This is a genomic window from Paraburkholderia sp. J11-2 (assembly GCF_905220185.1).
Lineage (GTDB): Bacteria > Pseudomonadota > Gammaproteobacteria > Burkholderiales > Burkholderiaceae > Paraburkholderia.
Genome location: NZ_CAJMYY010000017.1, coordinates 1 through 20825 on the forward strand (window position 1 = coordinate 1; position 20825 = coordinate 20825).

Annotated in this window: 16 protein-coding genes; 5 read left to right on the forward strand and 11 right to left on the reverse strand. The window is 62.4% G+C overall.

Going from position 1 to position 20825, the window contains the following annotated elements; translation table 11 throughout:
* Window positions 1-100: 100 nt before the first annotated feature.
* The 4 genes from U5A57_RS23305 to U5A57_RS23320 all read right to left on the reverse strand — a co-directional run bounded on the left by U5A57_RS23305 (window position 101) and on the right by U5A57_RS23320 (window position 5628).
* A complete protein-coding gene (locus U5A57_RS23305) occupies window positions 101-1633 on the reverse strand; it encodes a methyl-accepting chemotaxis protein (protein WP_321913995.1) in 1533 nt (510 codons plus the stop codon).
* A gap of 173 nt (window positions 1634-1806) precedes the next feature.
* On the reverse strand, window positions 1807-2943 hold the full coding sequence (locus U5A57_RS23310) for a lactonase family protein (protein WP_321913996.1): 1137 nt from the start codon (window positions 2941-2943) through the stop codon (window positions 1807-1809).
* Window positions 2944-3294: 351 nt separating this feature from the next.
* Window positions 3295-4227: a helix-turn-helix domain-containing protein gene (locus U5A57_RS23315; protein ID WP_321913997.1), complete on the reverse strand. Its 933-nt coding sequence runs from the start codon at window positions 4225-4227 to the stop codon at window positions 3295-3297.
* A gap of 375 nt (window positions 4228-4602) precedes the next feature.
* Window positions 4603-5628 (reverse strand): porin, encoded by a 1026-nt coding sequence (locus tag U5A57_RS23320; protein WP_321913998.1) that lies wholly within the window; start codon window positions 5626-5628, stop codon window positions 4603-4605.
* A gap of 744 nt (window positions 5629-6372) precedes the next feature.
* Between U5A57_RS23320 and U5A57_RS23325 the strand changes: the two genes are divergently transcribed.
* The 5 genes from U5A57_RS23325 (at window position 6373) to U5A57_RS23345 (ending at window position 11774) form a co-directional block, all read left to right on the forward strand.
* Entirely contained in the window at window positions 6373-7329 is a 957-nt protein-coding gene (locus U5A57_RS23325; protein WP_321913999.1) for a hypothetical protein, read from the forward strand.
* A gap of 163 nt (window positions 7330-7492) precedes the next feature.
* Window positions 7493-8929, forward strand: coding sequence for an aldehyde dehydrogenase (NADP(+)) (locus tag U5A57_RS23330; RefSeq protein ID WP_321914000.1), 1437 nt, complete (start codon window positions 7493-7495; stop codon window positions 8927-8929).
* Window positions 8930-9053: 124 nt separating this feature from the next.
* The gene (locus U5A57_RS23335; protein ID WP_321914001.1) at window positions 9054-10331 is read left to right on the forward strand and encodes an MFS transporter; all 1278 of its coding nucleotides are present in this window, start codon (window positions 9054-9056) and stop codon (window positions 10329-10331) included.
* Between the two features lie 407 nt (window positions 10332-10738).
* Window positions 10739-11173 (forward strand): hypothetical protein, encoded by a 435-nt coding sequence (locus tag U5A57_RS23340; protein ID WP_321914002.1) that lies wholly within the window; start codon window positions 10739-10741, stop codon window positions 11171-11173.
* A gap of 67 nt (window positions 11174-11240) precedes the next feature.
* The gene (locus tag U5A57_RS23345) at window positions 11241-11774 is read left to right on the forward strand and encodes a hypothetical protein (protein ID WP_321914003.1); all 534 of its coding nucleotides are present in this window, start codon (window positions 11241-11243) and stop codon (window positions 11772-11774) included.
* 317 nt (window positions 11775-12091) lie between these two features.
* Here the strand turns inward: U5A57_RS23345 and U5A57_RS23350 are convergent, their stop codons facing one another.
* The 7 genes from U5A57_RS23350 to U5A57_RS23380 form a co-directional block, all read right to left on the reverse strand.
* On the reverse strand, window positions 12092-14026 hold the full coding sequence (locus tag U5A57_RS23350) for a hypothetical protein (RefSeq protein ID WP_321914004.1): 1935 nt from the start codon (window positions 14024-14026) through the stop codon (window positions 12092-12094).
* 61 nt (window positions 14027-14087) lie between these two features.
* Window positions 14088-14984, reverse strand: coding sequence for a phosphate ABC transporter substrate-binding protein (locus tag U5A57_RS23355; protein ID WP_321914005.1), 897 nt, complete (start codon window positions 14982-14984; stop codon window positions 14088-14090).
* A gap of 49 nt (window positions 14985-15033) precedes the next feature.
* Entirely contained in the window at window positions 15034-16584 is a 1551-nt protein-coding gene (locus tag U5A57_RS23360) for an acetolactate synthase large subunit (protein ID WP_321914006.1), read from the reverse strand.
* Window positions 16585-17442, reverse strand: a complete 858-nt coding sequence (locus U5A57_RS23365) for an HpcH/HpaI aldolase family protein (RefSeq protein ID WP_321914007.1) — start codon at window positions 17440-17442, stop codon at window positions 16585-16587.
* Window positions 17443-17476: 34 nt separating this feature from the next.
* Window positions 17477-18460 (reverse strand): protocatechuate 3,4-dioxygenase, encoded by a 984-nt coding sequence (locus U5A57_RS23370; protein WP_321914008.1) that lies wholly within the window; start codon window positions 18458-18460, stop codon window positions 17477-17479.
* Window positions 18461-18596: 136 nt separating this feature from the next.
* Window positions 18597-19877: an MFS transporter gene (locus tag U5A57_RS23375; RefSeq protein ID WP_321914009.1), complete on the reverse strand. Its 1281-nt coding sequence runs from the start codon at window positions 19875-19877 to the stop codon at window positions 18597-18599.
* Window positions 19878-19963: 86 nt separating this feature from the next.
* Window positions 19964-20815: an amidohydrolase family protein gene (locus U5A57_RS23380; protein WP_321914010.1), complete on the reverse strand. Its 852-nt coding sequence runs from the start codon at window positions 20813-20815 to the stop codon at window positions 19964-19966.
* Window positions 20816-20825: the final 10 nt, after the last annotated feature.

Here is a 20825-nt window from a genome sequence, read left to right on the forward strand (position 1 = left end):
TAGATGACCGAGGCCGACGTGGCCCGCGTGTGCAGTGCGGTTAACGAGATTTGCGTGAAATTCTTAAAATAAGCATTTCTAAATAACTCGCAATCTCCCGTCAAATACGGAACTTCGTCACCGACTCGACGAGCCACGCCGCCTGCTGCCGCAAACTCTCGGCGGCGGCGGCGCTTTCTTCCACGAGCGCGGCATTCTGCTGCGTCGTCTGGTCCATCTGGCCAACAGCCGCCACCACCTGCTCGACGCCAACGCTTTGCTCGGCGCTGGCCCGGCTGATCTCGCCCACAACGGCCGTCACGCGATGAATCGCCTCGACGATCCGGCTCATCGTTGCTCCAGCCTCGCCGGCAAGCAACGAGCCCGACTCCACGCGCGCGACGCTGTCCACGATCAGCGCCTGGATTTCCTTGGCGGCGTGGGCACTGCGCTGCGCGAGGCCGCGCACTTCACTGGCCACGACCGCAAAGCCGCGGCCCTGCTCCCCCGCGCGCGCCGCTTCCACCGCCGCATTGATCGCGAGAATATTGGTTTGCGCGGCAATGCCTTCGATGACGCCGATAATGTCCGCGATCTTGCGCGCACTCTCGTCGATGCCTTTCATGGTCTCGACGACCTGATTCACGACCTCGCCCCCTTGCGTCGCGATCGACGAAGCGCCCGCGGCCAACTCACGCGCCTCGTGCGCGTTTTCGGCGTTCTGCCGGATGGTCGCGCTGAACTGCTCCATCGACGCAGCGGTTTCCTGCAGCGCGCTAGCCTGCAATTCCGTGCGCTGGCTAAGATCGGCATTGCCCGTAGCGATCTGCGCAGAGCCGGTCGCGATCGCCTCGCTGCCGTTGCGCACCTGCTCGACGATCCCGGTGAGCGAGGTGGCCATCGTGCGCATCGCGGCCATGAGGCTATCGGTGTCGCCTGGTCGCACAGGCAGATCGATGTCGAGCTTGCCCGTAGCCATCTCGCGTGCGGCGGCGCGCGCATCGTCGGGCTCACCGCCAAGCTTGCGCGTGATCGTGCGCGAGAACACAACGGCACCGGCAATGCCCGCCAGCACGGTAAGCGCCATCGCACCGGCGCTCGCCAGCATCGCGCTACGCTGCAGGCTTTTCGCTCGCGCGGCCGCGGCGGCGGTCTGCTCGACGATCCTCGCGCCGGTTTCGCGCAGCAGGATCACCGGCTCGCGATCGAGGCCATCCATTGCAAGGTCGCCGACCGCCGTGTCGTAACCCGAGGCCTTGAACCGGTCGATCGCGTTGCGGTACGCAACCCCCATTTGCGCATGTAACGCGTTGAAGCGCTCGATCTTCGTGCGCGCCTCGCCAGGCGGCAGTTCACGCGCGAGTGCCTGGGTCGTGCCCTGGCATGTCGCTTCGAACTTCTGGAACGCTGTCCAGTACTTGTCGAACTGACCGGGGTTCTTCCCGCGCAGCACGATGTCCTTGCCGTTCTGCACCTGGTTCTTGAACGCGACCATCGCCTCGGAGACCTGGCGCGCCTGTGCGCCGTCCACGCCGATCAGCCGCGCGTACGCATCTGCCGCGCTGTTCATTTCGGCGATACCGAACACGCCCGCCGCCGATGCGCTCAGCAGCGCGACGCCCAACGCCAGCGGGAGTTGATGGACCAGCTTCATGAATCACCCCTTCGAATGGTGCAGAAAGCGGCGCACCGGCGCAAACGCCATGCGTTTGCCGTGTACCGCGCCTCCTGAATTTATTTTTCTATTAGGAGTTCGAATAACACTGAATTTGCGGACCCGCGTTTCTCCGCAAGGACGGTGCGTCGCACCGTCCCGCTACCCTTGCGTCACTTCACGAACGCAATGGCGACCGGTGTCGGCACTTCGGCCGACTGCCCGGTATCCGACACGAGGCCCGTTGCGGTGTCGATGCCGAAAACATTGACCTTGCCGCTACGCTGATTGGCGACGAGCAGCCACTTGCCCGACGAATCGATGCCGAAGCCCCACGGCTTCTCGCCGCCCGACGATGTGCGTTGAATTTCCGTCAGTTCGCCCGACGCCGGGTCGACGCGGTACACGATCAGCGCGTTTTCCGCGCGATTCTCGACATAAACGAAACGCCCGTCGGCGCTCACGGCCACTTCGGCGCCGCTCTTCACGCCCTGGAATTCGGGGCTCGTGGTCTCTACCGTTTGCACGAGCGTCAACTGTCCCTGCGAGGCGTCCCAATGCAGCACCATGATCTGCGCGCTCAGTTCGGTCAGCAGATAAACGTACTTGCCGTTCGCGCCGAATGCCAGATGGCGCGGACCGCTGCCCGGCGGCAAGACGAACTGGTGTGCGCTCGCACCGTCCGCAGGCGTGAGCGTGCGCGTGGCGCGATCGAAGCCATACACGAAAACACGATCCGCGCCGAGATCCGGCACGAGCGCGTAGTGGCCCGAGGGATCGACGACAGCGTTGTGCGCATGCGCGCTCGCCTGCCGGCGCGTCGGCCCCGAGCCCGTTTCCTTGACCGTCGAAGTGCGCGCGCCGAGACTGCCGTCGTGATTCACGGCGACGCTCGATACGGAGCCGCCGCCATAGTTGGCCGCCAGCAGCGTCATCGAGGGCAGGTCCAGCGAGAGGTTCGTGGTCCCGCTGCCGCCCGTTGCGACTTCGTTGATTCGCGCGAGCATGCCGCTCTCGCGATCGACGGCATAGGCGGTCACGCTGCCTTCGCGCGAGTTGTCGTCATCGACTGCATACAGCACCGGCAACCGGGGGTTCGTCGTGACCCACGTCGAGCGCGGGCCCGCGCCTACCGCGCCGATCATCGTGAGCTTGCCGCTCGACGTATCGAAGCGCAGCGCGCGCATCTCGCGCTCCTGCGTGCCCACGTAGACGAGTTCGGTTGGTGCGCCGGACGCCGGTGTCGTGGCGCTACCGGGCGCACTGTGAAAAGCCGTCGCAAGCGCGAGCGGAATGAACGCCGCCGTCAATCGGCGCCGCAGGGCAAAACGCTTGGGGAAGCACTGAACCATAGTCGGTGAACGGACGCAATATGAGTGTTATTGTGCGAGCCCCCTTCACGCGGCCAGGCTGCGTGCGGCGGACTGCTGCGGCGAGCGGCGTCTCCTGGCCGCTCACGCGTTCGCGATGCCACGATGATGGCGTCAAGGGCGCCCGTGCGTGACGGACGCCGGCAAGGCAAGCGCGCAGATCAAGCGTAACCGACGTGTGCGCGCGTGTCCCTGCACAAAAGAAGGGTTCGCCAGCACTTTTCTGATGCGCACCTTTATTGCGCCGCGCTTTGGAGCGCAATAAGGGCGGCGGCGCTCGTGGTTGCGTCCTTACTGCGTCTGGGCCCGGGCCGTGACGCGGAACTGGCTCGGCGTGTCGCCCACTTCGCGGCGGAAAAACCGCGTGAAATAAGCGGCATCGGCGAAGCCGAGCCCGAAGGCGATCTGCTCGACCGACATTTCGCCGAAGATGAGATTGCGCTTCGCCTCGGTAATGATGCGCGCACGGATCATCTTCGTGGGGCTCTGCTCCCCCGCGGAAGCGCATGCCGCGCGCAGTTGCACGAGCGACACCGCCATCATCGAGGCGTAATCCTGCAGCGCGAGGTCCTCGCGGTAGTGCTGGTCGATCAGCTTACGGAAACGGTCGACGAGCCGCACGTTGTTGCGCGTTTCGCCTTCGCTGCCGGGCTGATCCAGACGCGCCTCGCGCACGAGCATGAGCAGCAGCGTCGTGAGCAAGGCTTCCGTGCCGATCACATGGCCGACTGCGCTAGATTCCGACTCCTGCTTGAGGCTTTGCACCATGCTGTAGAACTGCTCGCCGCCGTCGGCCATCTCGCCGAGCGGTATCATGCGCGGCGACGTCCACAGTTGAATGAAGTCCTGCAGTTTCCCGTTCACCTGCGCCAGATACGCCACTTCGATCGTCACCACCCAGCGGTCCACGTCGATCGCGTAGTCGAGACCGTGCACGCACTCGGTCGGCAACAGCAACGCGCACGGGGCTTCGAACGGGACAGCACTGCCTTCCAGATTCATCACGCCGCGGCCGCTGCGCACGAAGATGACCTGGCCATAGGCGGGGTGCGCGTGAGGCTCGGTGCGCCAGCGGCCCCGGTCGGTCACGTGCCCGACGTGCACGAACCAGTTTTGTCTCTCGGGGCGTTCAACGTACAAGCGGACTTTGGGTACGGTAGTGCGCTTCGTTCTGGCTTTGCCGTCGCGGTGGCGTTGGTCGGTTGCCATGGCGGTGTGTGTCATAAAGTCTCCTTGGCGGCCCGGTCGTTGCGGTCGCCATTGAAATTCAGAGTTCGCGCCCTGGTTTTCCAGCACGAGTGTCCGCCTGAATTTCATTTTTTTCTGGACGAAGGTACGGCGTCTTCATCCGGTGCACGGAACGCACAATATATCGCAAGCCAGGGTGCCCGGACAAAAGCACAACGATGATACGCGAACGCAGAGGCGCGTTCAGCGCGGTCGACAAAACGGAGGGGACGCTCGATCGTTGTCGAGACAACAAGACACGCTACAGGTGTCTTGCGCAAAGGCGGGAATTTTTTCATACCTTCGGGCAAACCGCGACCTGCGGCTTACCCGAATCCGGGCGCGCGCGGGCTCGCACCCGCGCCGCCGTCATCAGAACGTATGGACGAGGCCGAGCACCACGCCGCGCGTGTCGGCGCCCGGCGCGCCCGCGATGCCGCCATACGCGGTCCCATTGAGCGTGAACTGGGCCTTGTTGCGGTTCTGGATGAAGCCGGCCGACGCATACAGGGTAGTCGCCTTCGAGAAGTAATACTCGTAATTCAGGCCGATTTGCTGGGCGTTGTTGCCCTTTCCGGTGCGGTCGTGCGCATAGCCGTAAAGCAGCGCGACCTGGTTGGCCGGATCGATGCGGTACGACGTGGAGGCTTCGTAGACGTCGCGCTTGACGCTGTTGTCGGTCTGCCGCTCCGTGTGATACGCGAGATAGAAGCGGGCCGCGCCGACGCCGAGCGACGTGCCGGCGTTGAACACCTTCAGTGTCGACGTACCGGCCGCATTCGCAGCCTGCTCATAGCCGGCCGCCGCGCGGAATGTGCCGTTCGTATAGCGCACCGCCGCGTTATAGAACTGGAGTCCGTTACTCGGTTTGGTCGTCGAGTCGCGCATCGCAACCATGAACTGCGCCGTCAGCCCATAAACCGTTGGGGTGAAATACGAAATTGAATTGTTGACCCGAACGGTGAGGCTGTTGAAGTTGTTCATCGGCGAAGCGATGCTCATGACCGCGAGCGGATCGAGTTCGGGGTTCATGAAAATATACTGTGGCGTATTTTGCAGGCCAAAGCGCGTTTCACCGAATGCCCCGGAAAAACCCACCCAGGCCTGGCGATTGAATGCTTCGGCCGCATTCGATGCGGCACCTGTCACGCCGTTGAAGCCCTGTTCGAGCTGGAAGTTGACGTGAATGCCGCCGCCAATGTCCTCGCTGCCTTTCAAGCCGTAACGGCTCGCAAAGAGACCACCCGAAACCGCGCGCACCACCGAACCCGAGCCCGCGTTCTGATATTCGATTCCATTGTCGATGACGCCATACAGCGTGACGGACGACTGCGCATGCGCCACGTTGATACAGCACGCAGCGGCCACACCCGACAAGGAAATCACTGACCTTTTCATTCTGTCTCCATGATGAAATCTTATTGGTTTAACTCCCGTCTTTAATTGCACGGGTTAGCGAATCCGCAGGTTTCCCGTTGCGGCACAACTTTCAGATCGATCGTTCGTATACCTTATTGATTGGAACAACCAAAGGCACCAAACAAACGAATTCGCGAGACGCGCTCGCGTCGTCACCCTCGCTGGAGGGGGCGTTCCATGCGAGAGGCGTCGAAATCAGTCGGGAATAAAGCTTGATAGCGCCGCGGGAGACCGGCGCGCAGCGATGCGAAGGAGGCGACGTGTCCGCGCAACTGCGCGGCGCCAAAGAAGATATCAACAGCCAGAGGGTTCATTCCGGTCAACGCTGTCTCCTTGTCTGACCTCGCCTCTCGATAACCAGGGAAAAACACCTGGCCCTCAAGGCGCGGTCTGTCTTATGGGTCAAGCGTAGGGGACGATGGCGCGCGCGTCCCTACACAAAACGCAGGTTCGCTTGCATTTTTTCAAGGTCATACCGGCTTCGCGCACGGCTGCGCCGACAAAAACTTTCGCGATGCCAGCAAAAAGTGCCAGCGAATCTCATTTTTGTGTAAAGGCAAGCGCCAACGCGCCACTTATATTCCTCACCACCGTAACAGCGTTTTCCTGCGCCGGATGGTTCAACCATACAGCCAGGGCGGGCGGTGCGACCGAATCGGCAGTCGCAATGCGGCTACGCGCCCCGGTCGAAGACATCAACATAAATAGAGTCTGGATGGAGACATGAAAAGCCTAACGCTAGCCTTGCGTGCGCCTGCCCTTGGCGCTGCCCTGTTTTGCTGCCTGGCGCAGTTCGCTCACGCCGAGGTCTTTACCGCACCGAACTCTTCCGCGCCGCCAGAGCGCCAGGAAGTCCCGAACGGCGCCGCACCGCCCCAGACCGTCGGCCAGGCCGACGAACCGCCCGCCATCTGGAACGACACGTTCATCGGCTATCGCTGGGGCACGGATTTTCACTATCCCGGCATCGATTCGACGGTGATGCAAAACATCGGCTACCTCACGACGATCGGCGGATTCCGGTTCGGCAGCTACGCGTTCAACGTCGACTACCTCGTCTCCAACGCGGCCAACCCGGAATCGGGCGGTCCGCGAAGCGGCGGCGCACAGGAGGTGTATAGCGTCGGGCGCGTGCAGTTCAGCGCCGGCAAGATCTTCGGCCGCTACCTCGGCATTGGCCCGATTCGCGACTATGGTTTGACGATCGGCTACGAGTTCGGCGTGAAGAACGATTCGTACTCCGAGCGCGCGCGCATGCTCGTGGTCGGGCCAACGGTCGAGTTTGCGATCCCGCATGGCTACTGGAACCTCACGGCCGGGCTGCGCACGGAAAGCAATCACAACGGCATTGCCGGCGTCGATGTGCGCTTCAACACCGCATGGCACCTCGAAAGTTCGTGGCTCTATCCGTTCCGTGTCGGCCCGGTGCCGCTCATGTTCCGCGGCTTCGCAAGCGTGACCGGCCCCAAGGGACGTGACGGCTTCGGCGTGGAAACCACGACCGAGTTCCTCACGCGCATGGCGCTGCTCGCCGACCTCGGCTCGTTCGCTGGGCACCCGCGTGTGCTCTACGCCGGTCTGGGCTACGAGTACTGGTATCACATGTACGGCACGCCGACGCACGCGGCACCGGGAACCATCACTTCGGTGCCGATGCTCCAGGCTGAAATTCACTTCTGATCCGTTTGCCAGGAGAAAGCGGCCATGGGCGACCCGTCTTGCGGGTTGCGCATGGCCGCTTGATGCATTTCAGCGCGGCGCATTGTCATCACCTGCACGGCCCTCGGACGTGCCGTATGCATTCACATGAAACATCGAGCTGTTCCCTTCCTTTGGAGTACTGATGCAGATTCAAGACCATAGCGCCGCGCATATTCACACAACCGTCACGGCGGCAGCCAATATCGCCGACGACTGGGCTCAGTCATCCGCTCACACGCGCGCGACGCTGTTGCGCGCCCTGGCCAGCGCGCTCGACGCCGAACGTGAGACGCTCGTGCGCATCGCCGCTGAGGAAACCTCGCTCGGTAGCGCTCGGCTTCATGGCGAAATCGACCGCACGCGCTTTCAGCTAGGCGGCTTCGCCGATTACGTCGAGGCGGGCCACGCGTTCGCCCTGACCGACGACCCGGCTATTGCCGAGGCTCCGCCCGCCGGGCGCCCGCACCTGAGCCGCGTGCGTATTCCGCTCGGCCCGGTTGCGATGTTCTCCGCCAGCAATTTTCCGTTCGCATTCTCGGTGCTCGGTGGCGACACCGCGTCCGCGCTGGCGGCGGGCTGCCCTGTCGTGGTCAAGGCGCATCCGGGGCACCCGAAGCTCTCGCGCAAGGTGTTCGAACTCGCGCGCGCGGTCATCGCCGGGCAAGGACTTCCCACCGCGCTGCTAGGCTTGGTGGAGGGCGCGGGCGTCGAGGTCGGCACTGAACTGGTCAATCACCCCGACATCGCGGCTGTGGCGTTCACCGGCTCGTTCAAGGGCGGCGCGGCGCTGTGGCGCCTCGCGAATGCGCGGCCGCGCCCCATTCCGTTCTATGGCGAGCTGGGATCGATCAACCCTGTGGTCGCGCTGCCGGCGGCGCTCGCCACCCAGGCACAGGCGCTCGCGCAAACGCTCGCATCGTCGATCGAATTCGGCTGCGGCCAGGTGTGCACGAGCCCGGGACTCGTCGTGCTGTTCGAAGGTGCGGATGCACAACGCTTCGAAGATACGCTGCGCGACGAACTGCGCGAAAAGCCGACGCATCGCATGCTCACGCCCGCCATGAAGCGCACCTTCGACGCGGGCGTGGCGCGCCTGCTCGGCACGCCTGGCGTGCAGACCCTCCTTGCCGGCAGCGCCGATCACGATGAAATGGCGCCGCCGCGCCCCGTGCTCGCGCGCACGAGCGCGAAGCACTTTATCGCCACGCCGGCGCTGCACGAAGAGATTTTCGGCCCTGCTTGCTTGATCGTGCGCGTGGGTTCGATCGACGAAATCGTCGATGTGCTGGGCGCGGTTGGCGGCAGCCTGACGGTGACGCTGTGGGGCGCGGACGAGGACACGCCCGACGTGCGCCGCGTCGCGCGCCGCGCCACGCAGATCGCCGGGCGCGTGCTCTTTAGCGGCGTGCCGACCGGCGTGGCGGTGACGCGCAGTCAACAGCATGGCGGTCCGTGGCCCGCTTCCACGCAACCGTTCACGACCTCGGTCGGCTACGAGGCGCTAGCGCGCTTCCTGCGGCCGGTCGCGCTGCAGAGCGCCCCCGCGTGGCTCAGCGCGCGCGCCGGGCAGCCCTGTTGAGCACGCGCGGCATGGCATTCGACATCTGACTAACTGTACGCGTACGGCCGCCGCCAAGCCTGCCAACACAGTTGGGCAGCGACCGCGCTCGGTTCCCGAGATATCGCACAAGAGACACACACCCATGGACACCTGCCAGGTCAAGCAGCCGGCAGCCGAGAACCCGTGGAGCATTCTGGTCCTGCTCTCACTCGGCCTGCTGATTTCGTTTGTCGATCGAACGAGCTTGTCTGCCGCACTCGCGGACAAAGCCTTCGTACATGAGTTTTCGCTGTCGAGCGTGCAGCGGGGCTGGCTCAATTCGGCCGTATTCTGGTCGTATGGTCTCGCACAGATGCCCATGGGCTGGATCGTGGACCGTTACGGCGTGAAGCGGCCCTACTCGATCTGCTTCGTGATCTGGTGCCTCGCGGCGGCCGCCACCGGGCTCGTCACGACGCTTGCCGCGCTGATCGTCATGCGTCTGCTGATCGGGCTCGCCGAAGCGATCGTCGTACCCGCGACCTATCGCTACCTCGCGAACAATTTCGAGGAAACACAGAAAGGCACCGCGCTAGGCATCTTTTCGATTGGCGGCAAGATGGGCCCCGCGCTCGGCGCGCCCATTGCGGCGTGGATGATCGTCGCTTATTCATGGAAGGCGATGTTCATGGTGACAGGGCTCATCGGCCTTGTGTGGATGGTCCCCTGGCTTCTGATGGTCAGGAACGACTACCCTACGCGCGACGAATTGAAGGCGGCCGCACGGCGCGCTTCGTCCGTGCCGCTCAGGAATCTGCTCGCGAGCCCCGTGGTTTGGGGTGGTCTCATCAACAACTTCTGCTACAGCTATTTCGCGTTCTATTGCATGACCTGGATGCCGGCCTATCTGGTCGAACAGCGCGGCCTCTCTCTGGAGAAGTCCGGCATCTATACGTTTTTTAGTTTCGCCGGTATCGCGATCGTCGCCGCTCTCGCGGGTTGGTTGGCAGACCGTATGATCGCGCGCGGCAAAGACGCCGTAGTCGTGCGCAAAGCGTTTATCGTCGCGGGATTCATTGGCGGTACGACGGTTCTGCTCGGCGCATACACACGGTCGCCTGGCATGGCGCTGTTCTGGAATGTGCTCTCGCTTTCGTTGCTGGGCCTCGCGACCGCCAATAATCTGGCGCTGTGCAAGCTCACACTGATCCCCAAGCCCGCGGTCGGATTGAATACGGGCCTGCAGCAGGTCGCTACCAGTCTCGCGGGCGGTGTTTCCGCCAGTTTGTCCGGCTGGTTGCTTGATGTTGGCAACGGCAATTACACCTTTGCCATGATGGCAGTCTTCGTGTTCCTGCTGCTGGGCGCAACGAGCACGATGGTGCTGATGCAGCGGAAGTGGGCGCCGAGGGTCAACAACCTCGGCGGCGCTAGCCAATAACGAAGGTACTTCGCGGCTTTCGGGAGATCGATTGCGCACGGTGTGCGGTCAATAAGTGGCGACTCATGCAACGCGAGGCTATTGCCGCTTTATTCGTGGACGCCCTTACTGTAGACATCTGGCATCGAGACAGGATCATGAAAGTTTCGAAACCACGACGAAAGAAGGCATGGCGATATTTGTGAGAAAAATGGTTCACGCTGAACTACACTGCGTGATCGATCACTGTTCGTTTTGACATTCAATCGGCATAACCGCGGCGAGTCATTGCGGTAAATCCCTTTTGAATATTTTCGAGGGCGACGTCGAAGTCCGGAGTTGCGGTTCAGGCAGATGCGTCGCCGATGCGGCAATCGTGCGGCGCGTTATCGAATGAAGCTGTAGCACGCAACGTGGAGGTGGCTCACATGTGTGTTGATCTGAACGACATCACGAAAGGTAGAGTCCTGATGTTGAACCCAGTGAACCTCGCCGGTGGCTATGAAATTGGAGCCTACAAGGGGGTCAACCCGCTGGGCGGCAATTCGCCACATTACTTTATGTGTGTGGGTAGAGACGGCGCCTATAGCTATTGGAGTCCACTCTCCTCGAACAAGAAGCCGACTGGCATAGGCAGTGCCGATGGTCAGGGCGTCATTCCGAAGGAGTCAAGGGCCGGGTTCACCCACTTCGCCAGCGGGCAAACATGGTATGACACGAAGCAGGTTTGGAAAATACAGAACGACTTCGTGATCCATGCGGCGAACACCGAAAGATCCAACAGAAGAGAGGGAGAGATATTTAACCAGATTGCATCCAGTTTCATTGACAGCGTTTTTTCAGGGGCGCGCGAACTAAAATAATAGATTCCGCCATGGTCCGTCTGACACAGGATGGTGTAAAAACTGACAACTTCAAGATGGAATTGACATGTGCACGCCAACTAACGTCATCCGCATACCCAGAGGGTTGTCACATTCCTGCGATGCCGTTGCGTCGTTTTATTTGCATGACAGGACCCCTGCCCAGCAGAAGCTGTTCCAGACCGCTGACGTCGAGTTCTTTCAGAAACGACAGGATCTGATAGAGAGGCTAAAAGAGGCCGCATATCGGGATCACAACGTGAAAAGTACGCTCGACATGTGGCTATGGGGCAAATCTCGCGTGACGGAAATCTGGACCGAAAGAACGCTCGCGTCGTTGCAAGGCGATCTGCAATCGGTTGCGACAACCGATGGAACGCAGTGGTCGCTTCAGCTACTCCCTCAATCATTTTCCCAGGCCGGGCATCATATGGCTTTCGGGAAATCGCCGAATAAGGTCAATTGGTGGCTCCTTGATCCGGCTACGGCTATGTATACTTTTGACAAAGTCGAAGACCTTGCGTGCTTTGTTCAAAAACATCTCACCGAATCTGCTGGCCTCAATGCGGCGACACGCACGGTACTCTTGAGAATCGACTAACATTTTTTGCAGGGTAGTTCCGCACCCACGCGCCAATGGTGTTCAGCCGCTGGTTAGGGCCATGACTAGCGGTCCACATGCCTGCAACACGCAGCATATCGATGCCGGCGGAACAACAGCTAATGCGACGCAATTTCCTTTGCCCTATTTACCGTCGCCCTCCGAAGTGGCAAGCAGTGGCAGCGCGCGTTGGAACTGCAACAGATCGTCCTGCAGCAATGGGTCGGACAGCGCCCTTCACCGAATATTGCCAGGAACCATATAAAAGCACCGCGCCCAAGCGCGGTGCCTTTGCCCTATCTGCCTGAAAAACAGCCTTACTGTTTGGGAATATAAAGCGGCATCGAATCTTCCCAGACCGTGTCAGTAATCGCATGCCGATCGCTGCCGTCCGCATTCATCACCCAGTTCTGGCCGTCGGGCTGGAACGTCTCGTCATAGAGCGAAAGCTCGTCGCGGAAGCCATATTCACCGGAGCTGTACGCAATACGACCGTCCCACGTCCAGGTCGCATGAGCCTGATTCGAACCCTGCGGCGTCAAACGCTTCACATCCGTACCGTCCGGATTGATCGTATACACGTCGTAGTGGAACTTGTTGGGGTCGTCCTGATTGATCTCCTTGCGCGTGAACACGATCTTCTTGCCGTCCGGCGACCAGCCCGGCAGGTTATCCAGCCCGGTGGTCAGGACCGTGGTCTTGTGCGTTTCCAGGTCGAGAATCCGCAGGCCGTTGTCCGTGTCGCTCCACACGCGGTAGACGATCCTCGTGCCGTCCGGCGAATAGCTCGGGAAGCCCGCATTCTCCTTGCCGTCAGTCAGCACTTCCGGCTTGCCGTCCATGCTGCCGTCGGCCTTGATCCGCATGATCTGGCCTGGCATGTGGTTGCGCGTGAAGAACCAGCCGCCCACGCCGAAGGCCACCCATTGCTTGTCCGGCGACCAGGTCGGCTGGAATGCGCCCGCGAGCCCCATCTTGATCAGCTTCGGATCGAGCCCGCTGGTGAGCGGGTCGTAGATATGGCGCGCATCGCTGAAGTCGGTATTCGCCACCACGATCGACGAGCCGACCGCCTTTTCCGTGTACACGAGCGACTTGCCGTCGCGCGAGAGTTGTGGGAACACATCGACGAAACGGTAGTTCCATTGCGGATCGAAACTGTAGAGCGGCGTGGCGTTCGGGTGGAACGGCTTGCCGTACACCACCTTTTCGTAGACGACCTTCTTGCCGTCCGCAGAGTAATGCGGCGAGCGAATGCCGCTGCCCGCCGTGGCATGCGAGGCACCGTCCGTCGTATAGAAGCCTTCCTGCCCGCCATTCTTGATGTGATACGCGACGTCGCTCGCGCCCACATATTGCGGGAACACCTTGAATCCCGGCGTGTCCGTCAGGTCCTTGCGCTCGCCGGTGGCCACATCGACCTGCACGATTTGCGAGCTGACCTTGCCGATCGCCTCGGGACGGTGCGCGCCCCACGTCGATTCGACCGGCGTTTCGTAGAACACCACGTGCTTGCCGTCCGCGGACCACGACGGCGAGCCTTCGGCGAAGCCAGCGCGCGCGGTGATCTGCTTGAAGCCCGTGCCGTCCGGATGGATCTCATAGATGCCGCTTTCCTGGGTGCGCTCCCAGCCGACCGGCAGGTTGTGACCGCGCCAGTCGGTACCGATATCGGAAGAGAGCGCGATCCACTTGCCATCCGGCGACCACGAAGGCCGGAAGAAACTGTGCGGCTTGTCCGCGTCGAACTTGATGTTGCCGGTTACGTTGTGCAGCGCGCCGGTCTTGATGTTGAGCGTCCAGATGTTGGTCGTGCCGTAAGTGGACTTGCCGCGACGCGACGACACGAACGCGATCACATTCGGATTGGCCGGGTTGTAGACCGCGCTGTCGCTAATGCCGACCCAGTCAGTCAAACGTTGCAGCCCCGTGCCGTCCACACGCACGCGGTAGAGGCTCGCATGACCGAGACCGTCACGCTCCGAGGTGAAGACGATCCATTTGCCGTCCGGCGAGAAAGAACCGTGATAGTCGAAGCCATCGGACGGGATCAGCCGGTGTTCGTCGCTGCCGTCGGCATTGGCGACATAGAGTTCCGAGGTCGTCGGGCCGATGCGATAAATCAGCAAGTCGCCCTTGGTCGCCGTTGCGGCGCCCGCGCCCGGTACGAACGTGGCGACGGCGGCAATGGCGACGCAGGACAAAACACTCTTTTTCAACTGAAGCGAGGGACGCACAATACTAGTCTCCATTTTTTATTCGCATCACTGCAATCTTTTAACCGTCGACCGGCATGCCGGCCGACGCACATGCTCATTGACCGAGACTGCCGGTCACATCGTCGAACAGCTCATCCACCGAAAGCCGGTGCGGAATGATCTTCTGGTCGAGCGCCCAGTCGATGGCAAGCTGAATGCCCTTGCGGTTCGCTTCGAGCCCGATCGGCGGGAACACGGCCGGCACGCCGCCTTCGGTCTGCGCGCGGCTTTCCACGATCATGCGGTAAATTTCGCGCACAACGTCCGGTCGTTCCTTCGACACCCGCTCGTGCACGACGAACATATGGTTGATCGGCACGACGCCTTCGCGCGCGAACCAGCTCTTCGCTGCCGCCTGCGCGTCGGGCACGAGCGTGCGCACGCGCGGGTCCTTCGGCATGTCTTCGCCAAGGAGCGCGGCGGCCAGCTCGCCGTCGAGCATCATCTGCGGAATCGACGAACCTGCGGGCAAACGCTGGCAGTTGCCCGGATCGCTGTATTCGGCGAGGTGGCCCTCGCCGAGCGTCATCCACGTGACCTTGTCCAGATCGACGCCGTATTCGTGGCGCAAGATGCCGCGAATCCAGAGCGCCGTTGTCTGGCTATAGGTCCGCACGCCGACCTTCTTGCCCTCGATGTCCTTGGGGTCGAGCTGCCCGAAGTCGATGTTGAAGCCCGCGCAATGATGCTGGAAGCGGCCCGAGATCGGCGCGGGCAGCAGCACATAGGGCTTGCCGTAAGCCTTGGCCTGCAGGAACGTGACGATCGCCAGCTCGCCGGCGTCGAAGGCATTTTCGCGCACCATCGCCTTGAAGCCGTTGTGGGCGGGCGTGGGGCCGCAAAAGTCGAGCGTGACGAGGTCGGATTTTACCCGGCCGTCGCGCAGGGCCTTGGTTACCGCATATTCGGCCAGGTTGGTGCGCAGCGTCGGCACCCCGGTCAGCGTAGTCATTGATGCCACTCCTTATGCATGATTGGCGGGTATTGCTTTTTCAGTTTCATCAGGATTGCAGACGAACTTCGATCAGGCACGGACCACTCTCGCGCACCGAGTCGGACATCGCCTTGTGGAAGGCTTCGGCCGTGTCCACGGCGACCGAGCGCACGCCCATGCTTTTGGCCATGGCCTGCCAGTCGATGCGCGGACGATCGATGTCGATCATCGAGAGCGCGCGCTCACCCGGTGTGCCCGCGCCCATATTCGCGTACTCGGCCTTGAGAATCGCGTAGCTGTTGTTCGCGAAGATGATCGTCGTGACGTTCAGGTTCTCGCGCGCCTGGGTCCACAGCGACTGGATCGTGTACATCGCGCTGCCGTCGCCGACCATGCAAAACACGCGGCGGTCCGGGCACGCGAGCGCCGCGCCGGTCGCAACAGGCGTGGCATAGCCAATCGAGCCGCCCATGTTGTTGATGAGGTCGTGGGGCGCCGCGCCCATCGTATAGCCCATCGTCTCGCGGCCCGTCGTGAGCGATTCGTCAACCACGATGCAGTTCTCGGGCAATGCCGCGGCGAGCGCATGCGCGATGCTCACCGGATTGAGCGCGCCGGTCGGTGCGGCCGTTTCGACGCGCGGCTGCACGAGCGGCGCCGTCGCGTTGGCGCCGAGCGCTTCGAGCAGCATCTCGAACGCGAGCGCGCTGTCCTCGTCGGCCTCGACGAGCGGATGCACGAGTGTGCCCTCTTCCTTGAGCAGGCTCGGCTTGTCGGGGTAGCTGAAGAACGCGACCGGCTCGCTCGTCTCGACCGTAATGATGTGCTTGAAGTCCTTCAAAAATGCACGCGCGGGCGCGACCGCATACGGAATGCGGGCAAGCGGCACGCGCCCCGCGCCGCGCTCGATGCGCGCAGTGAAGAACTGCGAGCCCAGGCGCGCGCCAGTCGCAGCCGCCACCTTGCCCGCGCGTTCGAGCGCGAGACCGCGCGTTGCCTTGTTGCCGAGAATAATCAGCGCAGGCTCGCCCGAGCGCAGCACACGCGCCACGTGCTCGATGCGCGCGGCGTCGGGCGTCCTGCGCGCCGCCGTTTCGCGCGGCGGCACGATCGTCGTGCCTGCTTCGCGCCACGACGTGTCGCCGGGCAGAATCAGCGTCGCGATCTGGCCCGGATGCTCCGAGGCCTTGTCCACCGCTTTCGCGGCGTCCCAGGCGATCGCACTCGCGGAGTCGGCGCGGCGCACCCAGTGGCTCAACGGCCGCGCGAGTCCTTCGATATCCGAAGTAAGCGGCGGATCGTACTTCAAATGCGAAGTCGAATGTTCGCCGATGATGTTGACCATCCCCGACGACGCGCGCTTCGCGTTATGAATGTTCGCAAGCCCGTTGGCAAGACCCGGCCCCAGATGCAGCAGCGTGGAGGCCGGCGTGTCCTTCATGCGATACCAGCCGTCCGCGGCGCCCGTCGCCACGCCCTCGAAAAGGCACAGCACGCTGCGCATCTTCGGGTTTTCGAGCGCGGCGAGAAAATGCATTTCCGACGTACCCGGATTGGCAAAACAGATGTCGACGCCCCGATCGACGAGCGTAGCAACGAGGCTTTCTGCACCGTTCATTTAGTACCCTGCCATCTCGCGCGCAAGGCCCACGACACCGTAGCTGCGCGACGGCGCCGACATCAGCATGCGATAGCCCTCTTCGATCAGTCGCTTGTGATTCTTGGCCGTCACGTGCGGATGGCCAACCACGACATTGTGCTTATGGCAGGTCTCGACGATCTTGCGCATTGCGTCAAGCACGATCGGGTTTTCGTAGTCGCGCGGGCAACCCAGTTCCTGGCTCAGGTCGCCTTCGCCGATCAGGATGAAGCCGATGCCGGGCACGTTCGCGAGAATGTCGTCCAGGTTCTCGATCGCCTGGGTGCTCTCACACATCAGGCCGACGAGAATTTCGCCCTGCGGCGCGAGCGGCCACACATCGGCCTTCTTGTAGTAGTCGGCCATGGTCAAGCCCCAGTAACGCGAAGCGTTGGCCGGGCCGTCGCCGCGCACGCCCTTCGGCTCGTAGAGCGGCGCGCCCTTCGGACGCGCATAGCGGCACGAGGCCACCGCGTTATAGGCCTGCTCGACCGTCGAGACATGCGGCCAGATCACGCCGTAAGCGCCGCGATCGAGCACCTGCTTCGCAAACGACTGGTTCATTTCCACGCCGTTGGCGGGAATGCGCGCGATCGGCGTCACGCGCGGGGCGACCGAGCCCGACTCGGCAATCTGCTTGCGGCTCAGCATGTATTGCAGCGCGTCGCCGAGCGCGGCCACGTCGTAGGGGTTGTGCTCCATCTCGAAGACGATGCCTTCATACGGCGCGTCGCTCATTTCGATGGCGTTTTGCTTGTCGAGCTTCGAGAACGCGGTGAAGGCCGGCTTGCCGGATTCGAACGCGCGAATGATGCTGTTCAGACGGGTGTCGCTCATGATCTTTCTCTCGTTGAATTGGGTTGAAGCGGGCTCAGTCGGCTTTCCAGTACATGAAGCCCATGCCTTCGCCGGTCCCGGCGGGCGTGCGCCAGCACGGCACGTAGTCGACGAGCGTCATCTCGGCGCCGGTTTCCTGCAGTGACTTCATCACGCTCGCGTAGAGCTTGATTTCCGAGGTGCCCGACTGGTACGAGCGGTTGTCCACGGCGGCGAGGCCGTCGTAGTCGTACTCGGCCAGCATCTTCATGATGCGATGATCGAATTCCTCGTCGTTGACGAAGTGGGACAGGCCGCCCGACGCGAAAATGCCAACGCGCACATCTTCGGGCCACGCCTCGATTGCATCGCGCAGCACTTCGCCGAACTCGATGCAGCGCGACATGGAGGGCTGCGTCGGCGGGTAGAAGCAGTTCATGATGACCGGCACATGCGGCGGCGGGTTGTCGCCCATGATCTGGTGGTAGACGAAGCTATAGGCGTGCGGCACCACCGGGTACTCGGGCAACGGCTTCATCCACACGTTATCGGGCCACGCGAACAGATCGGTCAGGTCGAAGCCTTCGTTCTGGAAACGCTCAACGAGATACGTCGCGAGCTTCGGATGGCACTGGTGCGTGACGTGATGGTCAGGCGCGTAAACCGCGCGCTGCGGCGGCCCGTTGTGCACTTCCTCACCGGTGTAGATGGCGATCGACGGCGAGAAGTCGGTGAAGATCTCCTTCTGGTCCTTGCCGAGAATGATCGCGACATCGATGCGCGCTTCGCGGTAGGCGGCGGCCATCTTGTCGAGCGCCGCACGGCAGCGGGCGGCGCGCGCGGTGCGCTCCTCCATCGTGAGGAAGGGCTCGAACGCCGCTTTGCGATGGGCTTCGAGTTCCGGGTAGGTCCACGTGCGGTTCTGGAACCACAGTTCCGGGTTGTTCCGGTCCCGCTCGCCGTTCTTTAGCCAGTCCTCCGGTGCCTGCCCGAGCATGCCGCTGTGCGGCACGGCCATTCCGAATACGATCTTCGCCATGTGTGATTTCCAGTCAATTACCACCGGCCGTGCCGGTTGCCTAATATTGGGTGTTTCTTGAAGCTGTTTATTACTTCGGAATACAGATCAAATCGAATAGAGGCTTCGATCTCGTTCGTCTTCGATGTCGCGGTGCTCAGGCCTCCTGAAGCGACGCTTTCGGGTCCGAGACCTTCGGCGCCCATTCCGGACGGAAGAGCACCGCGGTCGCCGTCGCTCCGATGAGCAGGAAAACGAGGATCACCATCATCGGCAAAACGTAGTTGTGGCTAACGTGCAGCAGCCAGCCCGAAAGACTCGCGGCAACGCCGCCCGCCAGACTCGTCGCGACCTGCTGCACCCCGGTCACGAGGCCGATCGCCTGCTTCGGGATCAGCGTGAGACGCGAGAGCACGAGGTTGTTCGCCGTTGTCATGCCGAGCAGCGAGAGCGACAGCACGTTCCAGAACAGCGCGCCTTCGAGCGTATGGGCATACGCACCGAGCAGCACCGTGCAACCGCCCACGAAGCCCGCGATCGTGAACGATTTGCGCACGAGGATCGCGTTGTAGCCCGCCGCGACGATCCTGTCCGCCGCCCATCCCGCCACGGCCGCCACGATCGCGATGCCGGCGAAGCTGAAAAACGTGTAGATACCCGAGCGCTCGAGCGACAGGCCACGCTGCTCGACCAGATAGGAAGGCATCCAGGTCATGCAGTAGAACGTGAAGTAGCCGTAGCAAAAATTCGTGATCATGCCGCCCCAGACCACCGGGCTCGACAGGATGCTCGCCAGCGACACCGTGCGGGCACTGCGGCTTGCCTGCTTCAGCGCGGCGCGCGACGGAAAGTCGTTACGCACGAGCAGCAACCACGGCACGAGCCAGAGAAGACCGACCAGCCCGGTCACGATGAACATCAGCTGCCACGAATAGTTGACGATGAACCAGGCGCCCACCGGCGCGCCGAACGCCGGGCCGAACTTGTTGCCCATGGCGAGGATGCCTACGGCGAGCCCGTTCTGGCGTTCGTCGAAGTTGTTGCGAATCCAGCGGTAGCTCGCCGGAATCACGATCGCCTCGGTCACGCCGACGATCAGGCGCATGACGATCAGACTTTCGAGCGCCGTGACCGCGCCCATCAGCGTCGTGGCGATACACCACAGCGCAAAGCAGATCGCATAGGGCCATTTCACGCCGTAGCGGTCCGCCACCCAGCCCATCGGCACCTGGAACACGCCATAGGACCAGAAAAAAGCTGCGTTGATCCAGCCGCGATCGACGCTGCTGAGATCGAATCCGTGAATGAAGCCCGGGTCCGCGAGCGCGCTGGAAATGCTCGTGCGATCGACGAACGAAATCAACACGCCGAGTGCCAGAAGCGCAAGGACGCTCCATCGGCTTGCTGTCACGCTTCGCTCTGGTTGAGTTGTCTCCATCTGCTTCTTCTTTCTCGATCAAACGCTTTGTTACTCAGCCAACGCGGCACATGCATGCGCCGCGGCAGCTGCCCGGATGCATCGCTTCAGGCCAACGCCGGATAAAGCGCGAGCGCTGTCTTGCCGAAAATCCACTCGCGGTCCTGCTCGCTCAGGCTTTGCAACCCGGCCTGTGCGGTCGCGAGAATCTCCGAAAGCTTGCCCGGCGACGTCGGGAAATTCGAACCCCATGCCATGCGCTGCGCACCGAACGCCTCGACCACGCGCGGGAAGAACGTCTCCGCGCTCGCCTTCTCCTTCTTCACGTCGCCGAAAATGCGCGGCGTGAGTTTCAGATAGATGTTCTCGAGCGAGGCCAGGTCGAACAGGCTCTGCGCCTTCGCGTACGGTACACCGTCCGCGACCTCGGGACGGCCGAGGTGATCCAGAATGATACGCACGGTCGGGAACCGGCGGGCGAGCGTCGTGATCTGCGGCAAGCCGACCGGACCGGTCTGAATGCACATCGGCAGATTGAGTTCGGCGCACAGCTCCCAGGCCGGGAACGAGCGCGGGTCGTCCAGCTCGCTCGGATCGAACTCCTTGGTGCTGCCGCCCGTGAAGAGACGCAGGCCGCCGAGACCGCGATCGGTCCACTCGCGAATGCGCTGCGGCGCATCCGGTTGCAGCACGTCCACCGAGCCGACCGCGACGAGACGGTCCGCGTACTTCGCGCAGCCGTCTACGACATAGCTGTTGTCGAAACCGTACGTGGTCGACGAATGCACCACCGCAGCCTTGGCAACGCCCGCCTCGTCCATCGCGGCGATCAGCGTTTCGACCGTGGTCGGACGCTCTTTCGACCACTCCGAGCGCTTGCCGAACAATGGCGCGGGCGGATAGCGCGTTTCGTCGTCCGAGATGATGTGAGGATGAATATCAACGATTTGAGAAGCCATGCGTGCCTCT